The sequence below is a fragment of the Ruegeria sp. CH5 genome (genome assembly GCF_056537025.1).
Map to the genome: position 1 here is coordinate 374,984 of NZ_JBQFQT010000002.1, position 18,642 is coordinate 393,625.

The 18,642-nt window shown below is 61.4% G+C and carries 20 protein-coding genes and 1 other RNA gene; 12 read left to right on the forward strand and 9 right to left on the reverse strand.

The window, feature by feature from the left end:
• Positions 1-3: 3 nt before the first annotated feature.
• An RNA gene (rnpB, locus tag ACR0JC_RS09225) (RNase P RNA component class A) lies at positions 4-419 on the forward strand.
• Between the two features lie 7 nt (positions 420-426).
• Here rnpB and ACR0JC_RS09230 read toward each other — a convergent pair.
• From ACR0JC_RS09230 to ACR0JC_RS09240, 3 genes are all read right to left on the reverse strand, one after another.
• Positions 427-759, reverse strand: a complete 333-nt coding sequence (locus ACR0JC_RS09230) for a GYD domain-containing protein (protein ID WP_170340147.1) — start codon at positions 757-759, stop codon at positions 427-429.
• 77 nt (positions 760-836) lie between these two features.
• Positions 837-1,697: a DUF2182 domain-containing protein gene (locus tag ACR0JC_RS09235; RefSeq protein WP_170340754.1), complete on the reverse strand. Its 861-nt coding sequence runs from the start codon at positions 1,695-1,697 to the stop codon at positions 837-839.
• Complete coding sequence (locus tag ACR0JC_RS09240; protein WP_149774645.1) at positions 1,678-2,313, reverse strand: DUF1326 domain-containing protein; 636 nt, start codon at positions 2,311-2,313, stop codon at positions 1,678-1,680. Before ACR0JC_RS09240 ends, ACR0JC_RS09235 begins: the two co-directional genes overlap by 20 nt.
• Before the next feature lie 292 nt (positions 2,314-2,605).
• Between ACR0JC_RS09240 and rpmG the strand changes: the two genes are divergently transcribed.
• Positions 2,606-2,773 (forward strand): 50S ribosomal protein L33, encoded by a 168-nt coding sequence (rpmG, locus tag ACR0JC_RS09245; protein WP_007799108.1) that lies wholly within the window; start codon positions 2,606-2,608, stop codon positions 2,771-2,773.
• 219 nt (positions 2,774-2,992) lie between these two features.
• Positions 2,993-3,499, forward strand: a complete 507-nt coding sequence (locus ACR0JC_RS09250) for a lipoprotein (protein WP_170340151.1) — start codon at positions 2,993-2,995, stop codon at positions 3,497-3,499.
• 140 nt (positions 3,500-3,639) lie between these two features.
• On the opposite strand, the gene ACR0JC_RS09255 is transcribed toward ACR0JC_RS09250, so the two are convergent.
• Both ACR0JC_RS09255 and ACR0JC_RS09260 read right to left on the reverse strand, forming a co-directional pair.
• Positions 3,640-4,377, reverse strand: a complete 738-nt coding sequence (locus ACR0JC_RS09255; RefSeq protein ID WP_170340154.1) for a Bax inhibitor-1/YccA family protein — start codon at positions 4,375-4,377, stop codon at positions 3,640-3,642.
• 173 nt (positions 4,378-4,550) lie between these two features.
• Positions 4,551-4,766: a DUF1127 domain-containing protein gene (locus ACR0JC_RS09260; protein ID WP_170340757.1), complete on the reverse strand. Its 216-nt coding sequence runs from the start codon at positions 4,764-4,766 to the stop codon at positions 4,551-4,553.
• Positions 4,767-4,893: 127 nt separating this feature from the next.
• On the opposite strand from ACR0JC_RS09260, the gene ACR0JC_RS09265 reads away from it, so the two are divergent.
• Positions 4,894-5,775: a LysR family transcriptional regulator gene (locus ACR0JC_RS09265; protein ID WP_093965049.1), complete on the forward strand. Its 882-nt coding sequence runs from the start codon at positions 4,894-4,896 to the stop codon at positions 5,773-5,775.
• 5 nt (positions 5,776-5,780) lie between these two features.
• On the opposite strand, the gene ACR0JC_RS09270 is transcribed toward ACR0JC_RS09265, so the two are convergent.
• Positions 5,781-6,737 (reverse strand): NADPH:quinone oxidoreductase family protein, encoded by a 957-nt coding sequence (locus ACR0JC_RS09270; RefSeq protein ID WP_170341088.1) that lies wholly within the window; start codon positions 6,735-6,737, stop codon positions 5,781-5,783.
• 301 nt (positions 6,738-7,038) lie between these two features.
• Here ACR0JC_RS09270 and ACR0JC_RS09275 point away from each other — a divergent pair, with 301 nt between their 5' ends.
• The 3 genes from ACR0JC_RS09275 to ACR0JC_RS09285 all read left to right on the forward strand — a co-directional run bounded on the left by ACR0JC_RS09275 (position 7,039) and on the right by ACR0JC_RS09285 (position 9,694).
• Complete coding sequence (locus ACR0JC_RS09275) at positions 7,039-7,410, forward strand: helix-turn-helix domain-containing protein (RefSeq protein WP_093964756.1); 372 nt, start codon at positions 7,039-7,041, stop codon at positions 7,408-7,410.
• Positions 7,411-7,454: 44 nt separating this feature from the next.
• The gene (gene hisN, locus ACR0JC_RS09280; RefSeq protein ID WP_170340760.1) at positions 7,455-8,246 is read left to right on the forward strand and encodes a histidinol-phosphatase; all 792 of its coding nucleotides are present in this window, start codon (positions 7,455-7,457) and stop codon (positions 8,244-8,246) included.
• 113 nt (positions 8,247-8,359) lie between these two features.
• The gene (locus ACR0JC_RS09285) at positions 8,360-9,694 is read left to right on the forward strand and encodes an 8-oxoguanine deaminase (RefSeq protein WP_170340763.1); all 1,335 of its coding nucleotides are present in this window, start codon (positions 8,360-8,362) and stop codon (positions 9,692-9,694) included.
• Positions 9,695-9,701: 7 nt separating this feature from the next.
• Here the strand turns inward: ACR0JC_RS09285 and guaD are convergent, their stop codons facing one another.
• The gene (guaD, locus tag ACR0JC_RS09290) at positions 9,702-10,991 is read right to left on the reverse strand and encodes a guanine deaminase (protein ID WP_170340765.1); all 1,290 of its coding nucleotides are present in this window, start codon (positions 10,989-10,991) and stop codon (positions 9,702-9,704) included.
• Between the two features lie 138 nt (positions 10,992-11,129).
• On the opposite strand from guaD, the gene mgtE reads away from it, so the two are divergent.
• Positions 11,130-12,524, forward strand: coding sequence for a magnesium transporter (mgtE, locus tag ACR0JC_RS09295; RefSeq protein ID WP_170340164.1), 1,395 nt, complete (start codon positions 11,130-11,132; stop codon positions 12,522-12,524).
• A complete protein-coding gene (locus ACR0JC_RS09300) occupies positions 12,521-13,078 on the forward strand; it encodes a 5-formyltetrahydrofolate cyclo-ligase (protein WP_170340768.1) in 558 nt (185 codons plus the stop codon). The genes mgtE and ACR0JC_RS09300 overlap by 4 nt, the downstream gene beginning before the upstream one ends.
• A 3-nt stretch (positions 13,079-13,081) precedes the next feature.
• On the opposite strand, the gene ACR0JC_RS09305 is transcribed toward ACR0JC_RS09300, so the two are convergent.
• On the reverse strand, positions 13,082-13,312 hold the full coding sequence (locus tag ACR0JC_RS09305; RefSeq protein ID WP_170340771.1) for a putative hemolysin: 231 nt from the start codon (positions 13,310-13,312) through the stop codon (positions 13,082-13,084).
• Between the two features lie 129 nt (positions 13,313-13,441).
• Here ACR0JC_RS09305 and ACR0JC_RS09310 point away from each other — a divergent pair, with 129 nt between their 5' ends.
• The 3 genes from ACR0JC_RS09310 to ACR0JC_RS09320 all read left to right on the forward strand — a co-directional run bounded on the left by ACR0JC_RS09310 (position 13,442) and on the right by ACR0JC_RS09320 (position 16,960).
• Positions 13,442-14,254: a TIGR00282 family metallophosphoesterase gene (locus ACR0JC_RS09310; protein WP_170340774.1), complete on the forward strand. Its 813-nt coding sequence runs from the start codon at positions 13,442-13,444 to the stop codon at positions 14,252-14,254.
• Between the two features lie 90 nt (positions 14,255-14,344).
• Entirely contained in the window at positions 14,345-16,123 is a 1,779-nt protein-coding gene (locus ACR0JC_RS09315; RefSeq protein ID WP_170340775.1) for an SLC13 family permease, read from the forward strand.
• A 99-nt stretch (positions 16,124-16,222) separates the two neighbouring features.
• A complete protein-coding gene (locus ACR0JC_RS09320; protein WP_170340776.1) occupies positions 16,223-16,960 on the forward strand; it encodes a YbaY family lipoprotein in 738 nt (245 codons plus the stop codon).
• Positions 16,961-16,973: 13 nt separating this feature from the next.
• On the opposite strand, the gene ACR0JC_RS09325 is transcribed toward ACR0JC_RS09320, so the two are convergent.
• A complete protein-coding gene (locus ACR0JC_RS09325; protein WP_170340777.1) occupies positions 16,974-18,635 on the reverse strand; it encodes an FAD-binding dehydrogenase in 1,662 nt (553 codons plus the stop codon).
• Between the last annotated feature and the right edge of the window lie 7 nt (positions 18,636-18,642).

Genomic DNA, 18,642 nt, shown 5'->3' on the forward strand with positions numbered 1-18,642 from the left:
CGCGCGGAGGGCCGGATGGCCGCTGGGGCTCAGGCCCGAGAGGAAAGTCCGGACTCCACAAGGCAACGGTGCCGGGTAACGCCCGGGCGGGGAAACCCGACGGAAAGCGCCACAGAAAACAGACCGCCATGACGGATCGGAGGTTCGCCTCTGGCACATCATGGCAAGGGTGAAACGGTGGAGTAAGAGCCCACCGCGCCGCTGGCAACAGCGGCGGCACGGCAAGCCCCACCGGGAGCAATGCCGAATAGGGTCCCCGCGCGGGCCGGTCGGCGTCAGCCGATACCGCCGCTAGGCTCGCCTTGGCCGAGAGGGACCGGGTTGGCAGCTCGAGCCGCGCAGCAATGCTCGGCCTAGAGGAATGGTCATCGAAGGGGGCAACCCCGGAACAGGATCCGGCTTACAGGCCCTCCGCGCGTATCTTCTTCATCCTCCGGGCGGCGTGTAGGCCGCGACCAGTTTCGCGGCTTTCTCGGTGATGGCAACAAATTCGTCGGCCGACCAGGCCCGAACCGTCTCGACCCGCGAAACCGCCCCCGAAGCCGCAACGGCCATACCAACGGCCACGGCATCCGTTCCGTCCGGAGCTTCGCTGATGACCACCACGTCATTGCTTCCGGTCGTCACGTAGAACGCCAGCAGTTTGCCGCCAACCTTCTCCAGCAGCGCCGCCACCGGCCCGGTGCGGTTTTCCGGTTTCTTCAGCATCCCTTTGACACCGGCGTTGGAATAAGAGGCATAGGTGATGAAGACAGGCATGACGATCTCCTCGTGAATGAAATGTGCAGAGCGCTCCAATTGGCCGGCTCCTTGGCCCGGAAGACAGGCTTGCCGCATCAAACCAATGCGGTGATCGACACCCAGGCTCCCAATCCGATCAAAACGACACCGACGACCGGCGTCAGCCATCCCGCCCAGGGCAACAGCTTTTCCAGCGCGACATAGACGGCGATTGCGACGATCCACCAAATGTTCATGATGCCGCCGACGAACAGCAGTGCCATCAAGGCCCAGCAGCAGCCCAAGCAGTAGGCTCCGTGCAGGGCGCCGCATCGAAACGCACCCCAATGCCCGGGCCGGTTGTGGCGGGTCAGAAAGGCAGCCGGGCTCTGACAATGGCGGAGGCACGCGGATTTCAACCCGCTGAACTGATACATCCCGGCAGCACAGAGAACGATGCCCGCCAAGATTCCGGACCGGATGGTCATCATCGGGCCATCCATCGCTCCGATCTGTTGCAGGCCCCATTGCAGTCCGGTTGCCCCAAGGCTGAACACGGCCCAGGCAAAAAGATACCCCGACAGAAAGGCCAATCCGAAGCTGGCGCTGCGCTGCCTGTCGGGTCCAACCCGTTTCAACGCCACAAACAATAGGGCAGTCGGGGCCGCGCTGGGCGTCATCATTGCGACCATCATCACCCACCACATGGCAAAGACCAATGCGGCGTACCAAAGCGTCCAGACGGCACCGGCCCCCATCGGCATGGGCTGGCCAATTGGACCGGCCATCCGAGTCATCTCGACGGCCGACATCTGCATCCCGACACCGGCGACCGTGTACCAGACCGCACCCGAAACGATCAGAAGGACACTTCCAGCGACGATCAGACGTTCTTTTCGCAGTACTCGCTCGAGGCTGATCGTTCGGGCAGGGCGGGCCTGTTCCGACGCGTCTGCACTATGGCCCGACAACGCCATGACCTGAGATATTTAAATGCGCCAGATGGGCATGTGAGGACTCGAAGGTCAGGTCTATGGCTGAACCGCTTGTCCTGGCCGTTCCCGAGGCGACCTCGGCGTGGCGGTATTCGAATCCATGCGGCAACTGGATCGACGCGCGATGCGGTTGGCCCGAGACGATATGTGCGATCGGCTTGACGTCCACATCGAACACGTTCTTGACCTTCGCGTAGCCGGTCCGGTCTTCGCGGCTCCAGTTCACGTCAATTTCAGCAAACAGTGTCTCATGCTTGGTCGGCGCCATGGCGCTGTAGACATACCACATGGTGGCCATTTCATCGGTGTCCTCACCGGACATGATGGCCTGCAGGGCGGCCCGCTGATCGGCATCCGCCCGTTCGTCGATGATTAGTTGCATCTGCCCGTTGCCCTCGTGAATCGGGCCTGGCCAGTGGTAGACACCCGCAGCCCGCAGGCCGGAAAGATCCGTGTCCCCGTAGTGGCCGCTTGTGATGTCAAAGACGACCACGGCCTCGCAATTCCCGTGACTGGGCAGGCTGCTGAACTGGCAGGGGCAACCGAAATCACAGTTGCAATTGGCCAGAGTCTCGCCCTGAAGTTTCCATTCTGTCATGATTTCCCCCAAGCAGACGTACAAGAAAACTCTGCTGACAGAGGGTCTTGCCCGGTTTCGCTGCCTCACGCCGCACAACCTTGGACCGCGGCGTTCTGGGATGCTGTGACGCGATCATATCACGAAACCGTGATCTGTCCAAACCGGGCGCTGATCCACTGTGTGTCGGATACTGTGATTTGTGTTGAAACACCGCCGATTCCGGTTGACTCGGGCGCGCGACCGGGTAAAAGCGCACGCTCATAGGAATTCAACCGAAAGGCCCCTGCCTTTCCGGACGCAGGAGATAACCATGGCGAAGCCGACGACAATCAAGATCCGTCTGAACTCGACCGCGGGCACGGGCCACTTCTACGTGACCAAAAAGAACGCTCGCACCATGACCGAGAAAATGACCGTTCGTAAGTACGACCCGGTCGTTCGGAAGCATGTCGAGTACAAGGAAGGCAAGATCAAGTAATCTGCCTTTTTTCGACGCGAAAGCTTAGGGGGTTCTGCTTCGGCAGGACCCTTTTTCGTTGTTTTGACCGTGTCGTGTAGCCCTGACGCCGCCCGATCCGGCCGTTTCGGGCCGTTGCAGAGGCGCATCAGGCCGACAGGTATTCTGATTGGTGTTGGCTTGCTTTTTTGCCCCGCCTGCCAGTACGGTTCAGCAAACCGCCACAAAATGTTGAGCGCCATGAAAAAAATCTTGTTGCCCGCAATCGCCATTCTGACACTTTCGGCCTGTGAGGACCCGTTCAACCGCCAAGGCGTCGGGTTCACCGGCATTGATGGCGAACCAAGAACCGTTTCGGACGTCAAAGGCGCCGTTGCCTTTGTTCCGCCTGCGACGAACGTCCCAGCTGAGTTGGCTGAATTGCCGACCATTCAGGCCAGCACTGACAAGACAGAATTCGACAAGGTCGCGGGCGTTGCCATCGACAATGGCGGACGGTCCGACACCACGGCCGTACAGTTGACCGGCAGCAGCAGCACCATGTTCCTGAGCACGGTGAGCGTGAACGGAACCCTGTTCGGCGTGTTGCGCACCGAAAACAACAGCACCAAGGTGGACAACTCGGTTGGGGCCGCGTTCGGCAGCCAGACCGAGCGCTTTACCGGCTGTCTGCCTGCCGGCGACGTATACCGCAAGGGCGGGTCGTCGCGCAGCTCGGGTTTCGCGGTTCCGCTGAACTGCAGCTGATCGGATCCGTTGCGATTACAATGATGTAAGGCCCTTGCCATTTGGCTGGGGCCTTTTTCTTTGGGCTGGCTTTACTTGCACCTGAACAAAAAAAGGGCGGGCCATTCGGGCCCGCCCTTTGATTTGGTGTTCCGGCAGTCTTACTCGCGATTGCCGAGCAGCTGCAGCAGGAACATGAACATGTTGATGAAGTCCAGGTACAGGTTAAGCGCACCCATGATGGCGGCCTTGCCCAGCCACTCCTGATCGCCCGCATGGGCCATCTGGATGTAGGTGGTCTTGATCTTCTGGGTGTCATAGGCGGTGAGGCCCGCAAAAATCAGAACGCCCAGGATCGACACGGCGAACATGATGGCTGGCGATTGCAGGAACAGGTTGATGACCATGGCCACAATCAGGCCGATCACACCCATCATCAGGAAGGTGCCCATACCGGACAGGTCCTTCTTGGTGACGTAACCGTACAGCGACAGACCGGCGAAGGCGATCGAGGTCACCAGAAAGACCTGGGCGATCGAAATGCCGGTAAAGGCCACGAAGATCCAGCTGAGCGACAGGCCCATCACCGCCGCAAAGGCGTAGAAGAACAATTGGGCGCCAGCTGCGCTGAGGCGGTTGATGGCCGCGCCGAAGGCAAACACCATGATCAGCGGGGCGAACATGACGATCCAGCCCAGAATGTTCGGGCTGAGGGTCACCGGATCGCGGAATACCGACAGCAGCTGCGGGCTGGTGCCGACGGCCCATGCAACCGCAAAGGTGATCAGCATGCCCACGGACATCGTGCCGTAGACCTTGTTCATGTGGGCGCGCAGGCCCTCGTCAATCTCGGCAGCGCGCGCGCCAGTCGCCGTCCGGATCGTATCGAATTGTGCCATAGAGGTCTCCCTTGGATTCAGCTTTCAGCCCCCGGTTGCGGGGCGATTTCCCTGCAAATATCGGAGAGTGTAGCGCATGTTTCAAGGGTTTTGGGGCCAAAACTCAGCAATATGGTCAACAATTTCAGCGCCGCTTTGGAAGGTGGCGCTGAAATCCGTTCCAGGTTGCGCATTCAGGGCCGCTTGCGCCAGGTTTCGGGCGCGTCCCAGAACGGGCGGGATGCTTCTGTCAGGGCCTCTGATCGGGTGATCCCGATGTCTTGCAGGGCGCGGTCATCCAGCCGAGCCAGCTCCCGCCGTTGATGAGCGGCCGCAAGCATACGCTGAAACCAATTGCCCGTTCTGATCGATGCCGAGGCACAGGGTCGGTGTGCTGCAATTTGGGTCATGACTTATGTCCTTTCATCGGTCGGTGATGTAAAGCCGTTTTTGCATCAACTTCCTTGAACTATATGGCGGGTTGTGGCATATTTTGAAAATGAATGTTTTTGAATTGATCCATAAGGATTGTTGATGATGCGGAACCTGGACATCACCACCCTGCGCTCATTCGTGGCGGTCGCGGACCACGGGGGCGTGACGCGCGCCGCCGGTTTCCTGCATCTGACACAGTCGGCTGTGTCCATGCAGCTGAAACGACTGGAAGAGCTGTTGGGCCTGGAATTGCTGGACCGGTCTGGGCGCACCATCGCGTTGACGGCCTCTGGCGAACAGCTGTTGGCTTATGCCCGGCGAATGGTGGCGTTGAACGACGAGGTCATCTCGAAGCTGACCGATCAGGCCTTTGAGGGCGAGGTGGTGCTTGGGGTGCCGCACGATATCGTCTACCCGGCCATTCCACGGGTTCTGCAGCGGTTCAATGCTGACTTCCCGCGCGTGCGGGTGCAGTTGGTTTCGTCCTATTCAATCCAATTGAAAGAGATGTTTCGGCGTGGTGAATGTGACGTGATCCTGACGACCGAGGCTGCAAATTCGGATGGCGGTGAAACCATTGCAGAGCTGCCCCTGCGCTGGATCGGCGCATCAGGAGGCTCGGCTTGGCGGCGGCGGCCGCTTCCTTTGGCGCTGGGTCGGCGTTGCCTCTTCCGGCCTCAGGTCATCGCCGCCTTGGATGCAGCAGGCATTCCATGGGAGCTGTCGGTCGAAACCGAGAACGACCGCACGATCGAGGCTACCGTCAGCGCGGACCTCGCCGTCCACGCCATGCTGGAGGGCACCGAGGCGGCACATCTGGAGAAGATCGATTCAGGTGGGGTTCTGCCCGAATTGCCGGCGCATATGATCAACCTTTACGGAGGCGATCAGGGGCGCGGCGAAGTGGTGGAGGCCCTCGCTGCGCTGGTGCGGCAGAACTTCCACATGCTTGGTGGTACACCACTGCGCGCCGTGGTGGGCTGATCCGGTCAGATCGTGATGACGACTTTCCCGGTCGACTTTCGTTCCTTCAGCAGAGCCATGCCCTGCGCCACTTCGGACAGCGGCAGGCTGTGGCTGATATGGGGCCGGATGCGTCCCTCGGCATGCCAGGCAAAGAGGGTCTCAAAGCTGTTGCGAACGACCTCGGGCCGGAACCTCAGATAGCCACCGATGTAGAACCCGATCACGGTCAGGTTCTTCACCAGCAAATGATTGGCCGGTATCTGCGGGACTTCGCCGCCGGCAAAACCTATCGGCAGCAGGCGGCCTTCGGGATTGGTCGCCCGGAAGGCAGCCTTGAACACGTCGCCACCGATGGCGTCATAGACAACGTCTGCGCCACCCAATGCCAGCACGCGCTCGCGCAGATCTTCGTCCGCGTCGATCAGGTGATCGGCCCCGGCCGCGCGGGCGACCGCCAGTTTATCGGCGCCACGGGCCTGTGCGATCACCGTCGCGCCCATAAGCTTGCCGATCTCGACTGCCGTCAGCCCGACCCCGCCGGCGGCACCGGTTACCAACAGAGTCTCGCCCGGCTGCAGTCGCGCCCGATGGTCCAGCGCCATATGGCTGGTGCCGTAGGCGATCTGGATGGCTGCCGCGTCTTCAAAGCTGCACGACTGGGGGATGAGCACGGCACGGTCGGCGTCAAAAACCCCGTATTGCGCCAATCCGCCCTGGCCTGAGTATACCGCGACCCGGTCTCCGGGCTTCAGATGGCTGACCCCTGCGCCGACCGCGTCTACGACCCCCGCAACCTCAAGCCCCAATGTGAAAGGGGCCGCTGGCGTATCCTGGTACGTGCCCTTCTGCATCAGAAGATCGGCAAAGTTCAGCCCGCAGGCGCGAATGGCCACGCGGATCTGGCCTTCGGCGGGTGCGGGAACGGGTAACTCGTGCAATTTGGCCTGCTCTCCGGCAGACTGGATCTGGTAGGCCAGCATCTCAAGTCTCCATGTTGGTGCCATTGATCGGGGCCGCCCCTGACTTGTCAATCATTCCGGAAGGGAATGGCCGGGGTGTCTTTGTCGCACAGGCCAAATCGTGCACAACCGTAAACCTTCCTTCAGGCGCGCAGATTCAACCATCTTGAAAATTTTCCAAAAAGCGGCAATATTGCTTGTCAGTGCTGTTTCGGGGGGCACGTTCCGTATTAGAGAGCTCTTTACAAGCGTCTCGCTAGTGTGCGGTCATGGTTCAGTTAGCGTTTTCCCGGGCGGTTGTGTGTAACAGAGGAGAATACCAATGACCCATCACGTCGATGTCCATGTGGGCAAGCGCGTACGGCATCGCCGCTGGTTGATTGGCATGACGCAGCAGCAGCTGGCACAGCAGGTCGGTATCAAGTTCCAGCAGATCCAGAAATACGAAACCGGGGCCAACCGCATCAGCGCATCACGCCTGTGGGACATTGCCGAAGCTCTGGACGTTCCGGTCAGCTTTTTCTTTGAAGGTCTGGAGGACGCCCAGAAGGAAGACTCGGGCAAAAAATCGGTTCCTGCTGATCTGATGGGCGACAAGGAAGCGTTGGATCTGGTTCGGTCCTACTACGCGATCCCGGAAAACCAGCGCCGGCGCCTGTTTGAGCTTGCGCGCGTTCTCAGCGACGTGGCCTGAGACCGGGGCTTGACTTCGCACAGGGCTGAGCGCACCAGTGGCGCATGACCAAAGCCTCTGCAAGTGACCTTGAAGTTGCCGAGAAAATGGCCGACGCGGCGCGTGCGGCCATTTTGCCTTATTTTCGCCAGTCGAATCTTGAAACCTCAAACAAGCTGCAAGGCGGGTATGACCCGGTGACCGTGGCTGATCGCGCCGCCGAGCAGGCCATGCGATCCGTTCTGGCCGAGCTACGCCCTGACGACGGAATTTTGGGTGAGGAGTACGGTGCGGTCGAAGGTAAATCGGGTCGAACATGGGTGTTGGACCCGATCGACGGCACCCGCGGTTTCGTCAGCGGCACACCGACATGGGGCGTTCTGATCGCGCTAGGCGACGATAGCGGGCCGATCATGGGGGTGATTGACCAACCCTATATCGGCGAAAGGTTTGTGGGTCATGCAGACGGTGCGTTCATGACCGGTCCTCTGGGCAGAACGAGCTTGGCGACCCGTCGGACGGACGCCTTGCGGGACGCAATCCTGTTCACGACATTCCCCGAAGTTGGCACGACCGCCGAAGGCGACGCCTTTCGCGCCGTGGCCGGACAGGTGCAACTGACGCGCTACGGCATGGACTGCTACGCATACGCGCTGCTGGCGGCCGGGCAGGTCGACCTAGTGATCGAGGCTGGACTGAACGCGTATGACATTCAGGCACCGATAGCGGTGATCAAGGCCGCCGGCGGCGTCGTGACCGACTGGCAGGGCGGGCCTGCCCATCAGGGGGGGCGGGCACTGGCGGCTGCGAACCCTGAGATCCACGCCGCGGCCCTCGAGATTCTGCGCGACTTCTGACGACGGTTGCCGCTGCGGCCGCGATTGACTAGGGTCAGAGCGCCGGTTCTTGCGCCCGTTTTCCACCGGCACACGCATTTCTGGCATGAGGCGGGCAGATGCAGGAGTGCGAGATGCCCGAAATCCTTCTTAGAAACGCCGATGCGATCCTGACCATGAACGACAGCCGGCAAGAACTGGCCGGCGCCGATTTGCTGATCCGTGACGGTCAGATTGCCCGCATCGGCCAAGGTTTGACGACCGACGGAGAGGTGCATGACCTCGGCGGCTGTGTCGTGACGCCGGGATTGGTCAATACCCACCACCATCTCTACCAGACACTGACCCGAGCTGTTCCCGCGGGCCAGGATGCGCTGCTGTTTGGCTGGCTGCAGGCGCTGTATCCGATTTGGGCGCGGTTCGGTCCCGACGAGATGTTCACTTCGGCTCAGATCGGTCTGGCCGAGTTGGCCTTGTCGGGCTGTACACTCAGTTCCGACCATCTGTACCTGTATCCGAATGGGTCACGCTTGGATGACACGATCGCGGCCGCTGCGGAGGTGGGGCTGCGGTTCCATCCGACCCGCGGCGCGATGAGCATCGGCGAAAGCGACGGCGGTCTGCCGCCCGATACGTTGGTCGAGGCCGAGGCCGACATCCTGAATGACATGATCCGTGTGGTCGATGCGTTCCATGACCCGTCCGAAGGCTCAATGTGCAGGGTTGGACTTGCGCCCTGTTCGCCCTTCTCGGTCAGTCGGGATCTGATGCGCGACGCCGCACTGCTGGCACGGGACAAGGGGGTCATGCTGCACACCCATCTGGCGGAAAACGACGAGGATATACTGTATTCAGAATCCCAGTTCGGCTGTCGACCCGGCCAGTATGCCGAGGAACTTGGCTGGACCGGCCCCGATGTCTGGCACGCCCATTGCGTGAAGCTGGACGGGGCAGAGATCGACCTGTTCTCTCGGTCACGCACCGGGGTTGCGCACTGTCCCTGCTCGAATTGCCGTCTGGGCTCGGGGATCGCGCCGGTGCGCGCGATGCGTGACAACGGGGTCAGGGTTGGCTGGGGCGTTGACGGTTCCGCAAGCAACGACAGCGGCAACCTGATGGCCGAGGCGCGGCAGGCGATGCTTCTGCAACGCGTGGCGAACGGTGCCGATGCCATGTCGGCGCGCGAAGCTCTGGAAATTGCGACGCGGGGTGGGGCGGACGTGCTGAACCGGCCGGACTGCGGCCGCCTGATGCCGGGCAAACGTGCCGATATCGCTATTTGGGACACAAGGGGTGTGGAATGCGCGGGCAGTTGGGACCCGGCCGCCCTGCTGCTGGCAGGTCCGGTGCACGTCAAACATCTGTTTGTCGAGGGGCGACAGGTCGTCCGGGACGGCAACATTGCCACATTCGATCTGCCGCGCGCGATCGAACGGCAGAACAGGTTGGCTCTCGCCTTGCAGGGCTGATCTGCCTTCAGGTCGAAACGCGCCGTCCGCCAATCCACACATCGGCGATGGCGCGGTCGTCGCCCATCATGATTGTCGGGAACACCGCCTCCCAAAGGGACTCGGCATTGGCCTCTCGCTGGGCAATCGCGGGGGTCGAGGCGAGGTCGAGCACGATTAGGTCCGCCTCCATTCCGGGGGCGATATTGCCGATGCGGTCGTCCATCCGCAGCGACCGGGCCGATCCTGCGGTGCCCAGCCACAGCAGTTGCGCCGGGTGCAGCGGATGTCCGCGCAATTGGCCGATTTCATAGGCGGCCGCCATGGTCCGCAACATGGAAAAGCTGGACCCGCCGCCGGTGTCGGTTGCCAGGCCGATACGATGGCCATCCCGCATCAGCCCGTGCATATCAAACAAACCCGAACCGATGAACGTATTCGAGGTGGGGCAATGGATCAGCGAGGCATCGACCTCACGCAGACGGTCTCGCTCGCTTGGTTCCAGATGGATCACGTGGCCATAGAGGCCATTCGCGCCGAGCAGTCCGAACTTTTCATAGGTGTCCAAGTAGTCACGCGCCTCGGGGAACAGCGACCGAACCCATTCGATTTCGTCCGTCTGCTCGCTGAGATGCGTCTGCATGAGACAGTCCGGGTGTTCTGCCCACAGCGCGCCCATCGCCTCAAGCTGTTCGGGGGTCGAGGTCGGGGAAAACCGCGGCGTGATCGCATAGGCTATCCGGTCGACACCTTGCCATTTTTCGATCAGAGCCTTGGACCGGTCATAGGCTGTTTGGGCCGTGTCCCGAAGACCTTCGGGCGCGTTGCGGTCCATGCAGGTCTTGCCGGCCACGACACGCTGACCGCGCTGCTGGGCGGCCGTGAAAAAGGCATCGACGCTTTCAGGATGAATGGTGCAGAAACTGCACATGGTCGTGGTGCCGTGTGCGGCGGTCAGGTCAAGATACCGGTTCGAAATCTCGGCAGCGTAGTCTGCATCACCGAACTTCATCTCTTCGGGAAAAGTGTAGGTGTTCAGCCAATCAATCAGCCGTTTGCCCCAACTCGCGATCATCGCCGTCTGGGGATAGTGGACATGGGGGTCGACAAAACCAGCCAGGATCAGGTTTTCGCCATGGTGATGAATGGCGGCCTCGGGGTGCGCGGTTTGCAGGTCAACGGTACTTCCCAACTCCCGGATTTTCCCGCCCTCGATCAGAACGGCTTCGTGCAGCCGGACCGCCTGATCCGGTTGCGTTTCGAAGGGGGAGTGTTCGAAACTCAGTACGCGCCCTGTCAGAAGCGTCTTTTGCGCCATCCGCCGTGATCTCCGCCTTGGTGAATCCGGCTTGCAGCATAGGCATGTGAAAGATGCGGGTAAATCGCACCATTGTCATTGTTTTCCGGTAGCAGCTTCTTCTATTTAGGGGCCAATTCCCAGAACAAGGGGCAGCGCATGACGACCGGCACCGAAGACAACAGAACCGACCCCTCCCGCGATGACGACGTCTATGCGCTGGACCGGCGAACGGTGGCCGCAATCCTTTACGCCGTCGATGTCGAGGATCGCGAGAAGCTGATCGAGCTGATGGAGCCGCTGCACGCGGCCGATATTGCCGACCTTCTGGAACAGATCAACCCCTACGACCGGGCGCGGCTGATCCGCCTGTATGACCGAGAATTCGACGGGGACATTCTGTCTGAACTGGACGAATCCGTCCGCGAAGAGGTCATTGGAGTTCTGCGACCCGACGTTCTGGCCGAAGCGGTCCGCGAGATGGAAAGCGACGATGTCGTGGACCTTCTGGAGGATCTGGAGGAGCCGCAGCAGGAAGCGGTGCTGGAGGCCCTTGAGGCCTCGGAGCGGATCGCGGCCCTGCAGGCGCTGGCCTATCCCGAGAACTCGGCGGGCCGACTGATGCAGCGCGAGGTTGTCATGGCTCCCGATCATTGGACGGTGGGGCAGGCGATCGACTACATGCGCTCGCAGGACGATCTGCCCGAGCAGTTTTATCACGTTGTGCTGGTCGATCCGCGGCTGAAGCCGGTGGCGCAGGTCATGTTGGGCAAGTTGATGGCCGCACGGCGCGATACCAAGTTGCTGGACATCGCTGAGGACGAGTTCCACATCATCCCGGTCGATCAGGATGAAGAAGACGTTGCCTATGCTTTCAACCAATACCACCTGATTTCCGCGCCGGTGGTGGACAGTGACAAACGGCTGGTCGGGGTCATCACGATTGACGACGCAATGGCCGTTCTGGATGAAGAAATCGAGGAAGACATGCTGCGACTGGCAGGTGTCAGTGATGACAGCTCGATTTCAGACAGTGTTGCAGCAACCAGTCGTCGTCGTTTGCCCTGGCTGACGGTCAACCTGTGCACCGCCATTTGTGCCTCGCTGGTGATTTCACAGTTCGAGGCGGCAATCGAGCAGATCGTGGCGCTGGCAATTCTGATGCCCATCGTTGCCTCGATGGGTGGCAACGCCGGAACACAGTCGCTGACCGTTGCCGTACGGGCGTTGGCGACCCGCGACCTGACGGGCTCGAACGTGGCGCGAGTCATCCGCCGAGAATTGCTGGTGGGCATGTTGAATGGGCTGTGTTTCGCCATCGTTCTGGGGACGGTGGGGATGATGTGGTTTGAATCCCCGCTGCTGGGTGTCGTGATCGGTTCCGCCTTGGTCGTGAACATGATCATCGCCGGGTTCGCGGGTACGGTAGTACCGGTGGTGCTGGATCGCCTGGGTGTAGACCCGGCATTGGCCTCGGGAACCTTCGTTACGACGACGACGGATGTGATGGGGTTCTTCATCTTTCTAGGGCTTGCAAGCGTGGTGCTGCTGTGACCGATCTGACCGAAATCAAGGCTGCAGCGCGCAAGGCTGCCTTTGCCCGACGCAAAGCGGCCTTTGACGCGGGGCCGCCGGCCGCCGCGGGCCGCCTGTCCGAGGTGCTGGCCGGATTTCGTGGGGTTCCGCTGACTGGCTACATGCCGATCCGCACCGAAATCGACCCTCTGCCCGCGATGGCCGAGGCCGCAGCCTATGGTCCCGTGGGTGTTCCGGTCATCCAAGGCGCCGGACGGCCTCTGCGGTTTTCGCGCTGGACACCCGAAGGGCCGCTGAAAGATGGTCCATTTGGCGCCAAGGTGCCCGAGACGGACGACTATTTTGACCCTGAAATCCTGATCGTGCCCCTTGTGGCATTCGATCCGCAAGGCGGGCGATTGGGCTATGGGGGCGGGTTTTATGACCGCACGCTTGAAGGGCTGCGCGCCAAACGTCCCACATTGGCCATCGGTTTCGCCTTCGACGCGCAAGAGGCCGAAGCCTTGCCGCTGGAACCGACGGACCAGCCTCTGGACATGATCGTTACCGAGACCAGGGTCCTGACGTTTTAGGCGTCAGTTCTCAAAGTGGCTCCGCAGATAGTTCCAGGCATCAACCTCGGTTCCATCCTCAAGGATGCACACGCCGTATTCCGATCCATCGGTGTTTTTGCGGATTTGATATTCGCCGCCGTTTTCGATGCAGAAGGTCGCGGCCGGATTTGCCATTGTGGTCTTGGTCGTCGCGTGAGCAAAGCTGCCCGATATAGCGAGAGAGACAGTTGCGGTCAGGACTATGCGTTTCATCGAAATCTCCGAGTGAAAAAACCGGTTGCGCCAGAATTGCAGGTTTCCACCGGAATTCAACCCGCATGCGGCCCGCGAATTGCATCGTTCCGCCTTGTTATTGCCGTTTGCAAGGCCTAGGACCGCGATATGAGAATCTTGTTCCTGGGTGACGTGATGGGGCGCGCGGGCCGCGCCGCCGTTCAACAGCATCTGCCCCGTCTGCGCGACGAGTGGCGGCTGGATTTCGTGGTGGTCAATGGCGAGAATGCTTCGAACGGCATGGGGTTGACCGGCGATCATGCCAAGCTGCTGCTGGAGTCGGGCGCAGATTGTCTGACGTTGGGCGACCACGCTTTCGACCAGAAAGACATGCTGCAATTCATCGAACGCGAACCCCGGATCGTGCGCCCTGTGAATTTCGCCAAGGGTGCTCCCGGTCGCGGACATCGACTGTTCACGGCGCCGGGCGGACGTAAGGTGTTGGTGGTTCAGGTGCTGGGACAGGTGTTCATGAAACGGCCGTTCGACGATCCGTTCTCGGCGGTGGAACCGATCCTGAAGTCCCACCCGCGGGGCGGTCAGGCGCAGGCCATCATCGTGGACATGCATTGCGAGGCGACTTCGGAGAAGATGGCCATGGGCCACTACTGCGACGGACGCGCCACCCTAGTCGTAGGAACCCATACCCATGTCCCGACTGCCGATGCCCAGATCCTGCCCGGCGGCACTGCTTACCTGACCGATGCGGGCATGTGCGGCGACTATGACTCGGTAATCGGTATGGACAAGCAGGAGCCGATGCGCCGCTTCATCACGGGGATGCCCAAGGCGCGGTTCACCCCGGCCAATGGCGAAGCGACGCTAAGCGGCGTTTTCGTAGAAACTGATGACCGTGACGGGCAAGCCAAGACGATCAGCATGGTCCGGGTTGGCGGGCGCCTGCAGCAGGCAGCACCGTGAACGCACGTCAGGCTTGCTCTGCGGCCTGCAATACGTGAAACTGACTCTCAGGCGCTTGGGCCGGGACAGGTTTCGGACAGAACACCACGAATGCAACTCCTTCAATTGTCAGATATGGGCAGCGCGATACTTGCGCTGGCGGTTGTTGCGGGCATGTTCATCATGTTCATGCGCGAGGTCTATCCGACCGAGGTCGTTGCCATAGGCGGCGTTTCGGTGATGCTGGTCACCGGCGTGCTTCCCTACCAAAGCGCACTGGCGGTTCTGTCGAACCCGGCGCCCTGGACCATCGCGGCGATGTTCATCATCATGGGCGCTCTGGTCCGGACCGGTGCCCTGCACGCCTTTACAGCGACGGCGCAGAAACAGGCGCAGGTCAACCCGCGCATTGCCATCGGTCTGCTGATGGCATTTGTCGTCCTGGCCTCGGCGGTCGTGTCGAACACGCCCGTCGTCGTCGTGATGATCCCGGTGTTCATCCAGATTGCCCGCACGCTGAATATTTCAGCATCGAAGCTGCTGATCCCGCTCAGCTATGCTGCGATTCTCGGCGGGACGCTGACCCTGATCGGAACCTCGACGAACCTGTTGGTCGATGGTGTGGCCCGGGCACAGGGCCTGCCGGCCTTCACGATTTTCGAGGTCACGCCTTTGGGCATCATTCTTGTCATCTACGGCATGATTTACCTGCGCTTCATCGCGCCGCGCCTTCTGCCCGAGCGTGACAGCATGGCAACCATGCTCAGCGATCGGTCGAAGATGAAATTCTTCACCGAAGCAGTCATTCCGCCCGACAGCAACCTGATCGGCCGTGAAGTGACCGGCGTGCAGCTGTTCAAACGTCCGGGCGTGCGGCTCATCGACGTGATCCGCGGCGACGAGTCGTTGCGGCGGAACCTGAAAGGGGTCGAACTGAAGGTCGGTGACCGCGTGGTGTTGCGCACGGAAATGACCGAGCTGCTGAGCCTGCAAAGCAACAAGGAACTAAAACGCGTTGATCAGGTTTCGGCGGTCGAAACACGCACGGTTGAGGTTCTGATCACCCCCGGTTGTCGCATGGTCGGGCGCACATTGGGTGCGTTGCGGCTGCGTCGTCGCTATGGGGTTTATGTCTTGGCCGTGCACCGGCGCAATCAGAACATCGGGGGGCAACTTGACGATCTGGTCGTCCGGGTTGGTGATACGCTGCTGCTCGAAGGCTCGCCGGCCGATATCAGTAAACTGGCTGCCGACATGGACATGGTCGACGTCACCCAGCCATCGGCCCGCGCCTTCCGGCGGGGTCATGCTCCGATCGCGATTGCTGCGCTGATTGGGATCGTGGTGTTGGCGGCGCTCGGCGTGGCTCCGATTTTCCTGCTGACGATTCTGGCAGTTGCGGTTGTGCTGCTGACGCGATGCATCGACGCGGACGAGGCGTTTTCCTTTGTCGAGGGCCGTCTGCTGGCGCTGATCTTTGCCATGCTGGCTATTGGGGCTGCGCTCGACAGCTCGGGTGCGGTCACCCTGATCGCCAACGCGATTGCTCCGTCCTTTTCCAACCTGCCGCCGTTCCTCATCGTTTGGGCCATCTATCTGCTGACCTCTGTCCTGACGGAACTGGTCTCGAACAACGCCGTGGCGGTCGTGGTCACGCCGATCGCCATCGGTCTGGCGCAGGCGGTGGGGGTGGATCCGCGGCCGCTCGTGGTGGCGGTGATGGTTGCGGCCTCGGCCTCGTTCGCGACGCCGATCGGGTATCAGACCAACATGATGGTCTACGGCCCCGGCGGGTACCGGTTCACGGACTTCATGAAAGTCGGGATTCCGCTGAACCTGACGGTTGGATTGCTGGCTTCGCTGATCATCCCGTTCCTCTGGCCGCTTTGAATTCAGGCACGAATTTGCCGCTTGGAACTGAAAAACCTTGTAAAACGCGCTGATGTCCCGATCTTTTGTGCTGGAAACTGGTGACAAAGGGATCGGACAATGCAAACCGCAAAAAGCCTGCTGGCAGGAACCGCGTTGTGGGCAGCCGTGTGGGGCGCCGCCCGGGCGGGAACCGTTGAAGGCACAGCCACATATCGCGAACGGATCGCGGTTCCGCCCGGGGCAACCCTGTTCGTCGAACTGCAGGACGTTTCACTGGCTGACGCGCCAGCCGTCACGCTGGCTGCGCAACGCTATGCTTTGACGGGCGTGCCTGCCCAGTTCGCGCTGACCTATGACGACGCGTTGATTCAGGATCGGCACCGCTATGTGGTGCGAGCCTCGGTGCATCAGGACGGTAAGCTGCTGTTCACCACCGATACCGCTTACCCGGTTCTGACCAACGACGCCGGAGACTCGGTCGATCTGGTCATGGTCAAGGTTCAGGAACGGGGCGCGGCGATGCTTGAGAACACGCAATGGACCGCAACCGAGTTGAACGGTGTTGCGCTGGACACCGAGAAACGTCCGCAGATTACCTTTGCCGAGGGCGGAGCCTTTGGGGGAACAGGCGGTTGCAACCGGTTCAGTGGACAGGCCGAGATATCGGGTAAGTCGATGTCCTTCCCCGACAACATGGCCGCCACTCTGATGGCCTGCCCGCCGCCGCTGGACGAGGTTGAGCGGGAATTCCTTGCCGCTCTCCCAAAGGTCGCAAGCTTTGTTCAGCGCGGGGACACTCTGGTTCTGCTCGATGCGGCAGGTGAACCGGTTCTGCAGTTCCGCCGCGACCAATAATGCCCAAGGGCCGTCAGGCGACGGCCCTCGACCGCCCGGCATTGCGGCCCGAGAAGATGCATCCGCCCAGGAACGTGCCCTCGAGCGCGTTGTAGCCGTGAAAGCCCCCGCCGCCGAAACCCGCGACTTCGCCGGCCGCGAACAGGCCGGGCACCACCTGGCCATCGGCCCCGATCATCTGACTGTCCAGATTGGTCTGCAAACCACCCAGCGTCTTGCGGGTCAGCACATGCAGCTTGACCGCGATCAGCGGGCCGTTTTTCGGATCGAGGAACTTGTGCGGTTTGGCGGTGCGGATCAGCTTGTCACCGCGATAGTTCCGCGCCGCCAGGATCGCCATCATCTGCGCATCTTTCGAGAACGGATTGTCCACCTGTGAATCGCGGGCTTCGATCTGGGCGCGCAGATGTGCCTCGTCGATCAGGCCGCCGCCCAGATGGTTCATCCCGTTCACCAATTCGGTCAGCGTGTTGGCGACGACGAAATCCTCGCCCTTTTCCTTGAATGCTTCGACCGGCCCGGTGGCCTTCGACCCCGAGAGGACCCGCTGGCGGATGACCTCCTTCCAGCTGCCCGAGGTGAAATCGGGGTTCTGTTCAGACCCGGACAGGGCGAATTCCTTTTTGATGACCTTCTGGGTCAGAACGAACCAGCTGTATTCATAGCCGGTTTTCAGGATCTCGCGCAGGGTACCCAGCGTGTCGAACCCAGGGAGGCAGGGGGGCTGCAGCCGGTTGCCACGTGCATCGAACCACATCGAGCTGGGGCCGGGCAGGATGCGGATACCATGCGCAGGCCAGATCGGGTCCCAGTTGCGCACGCCTTCGGTGTAGTGCCACATGCGGTCGCCGTTGATCACGTGGCCGCCGGCCTTTTCACTGATCGCGATCATCCGACCGTCCACGTGGAAGGGCACACCCGCAACCATGTCCTTGGGCGGTTCGCCCAGGCGGTCGCGGGGCCAACTCTGGCGCACCATCTCGAAATTGCCACCGATCCCGCCCGAAGTGACGATGACCGACGGGGCATAGACCTCGAACTCGCCCACTTCGTCGCGGTTGGTCTTGCCGCCGCGCTGGGCCGCGTCATCGGCCAAAACCTCGCCCGAGACGCCCTTGGCCTCGCCGTTCTGCATGATGATGTGACTGACCTGATGGCGGAACTTCAACTGGATCAGGCCGGCGCTGACATGCTCGCGGACCCGGAGGATGAAATGCTCCAGCACGCCCGGGCCGGTGCCCCAGGTGATATGGAACCGCGGGACCGAGTTGCCGTGACCGTCGGCATAGGACCCGCCGCGTTCCGCCCAGCCGACCACGGGAAACCAGCGCAGGCCCATCTGGTGCAGCCAGGGGCGCATCTCACCGGCGGCGAATTCGACATAGGCCTCGGCCCATTTGCGGGGCCAGGCGTCCTCGTCCCGGTCGAACTGGGCGCTGCCCATCCAGTCGCGCAGGGCCAGGTCGCGGCTGTCGCGGATACCCATACGGCGCTGCTCGGGCGTGTCGACCATGAACAGGCCGCCAAGGCTCCAGAATGCCTGACCGCCCAGGAAATGCTCGGGTTCCTGGTCCAGCACGATCACCTTCTTGCCGCGGTCACCCAGTTCGGCTGCCGCGGCCAGCCCGGCCAGCCCGCCGCCCACGACGATCGCATCAGCAGTGTTTTCGGTCATGCTCTGT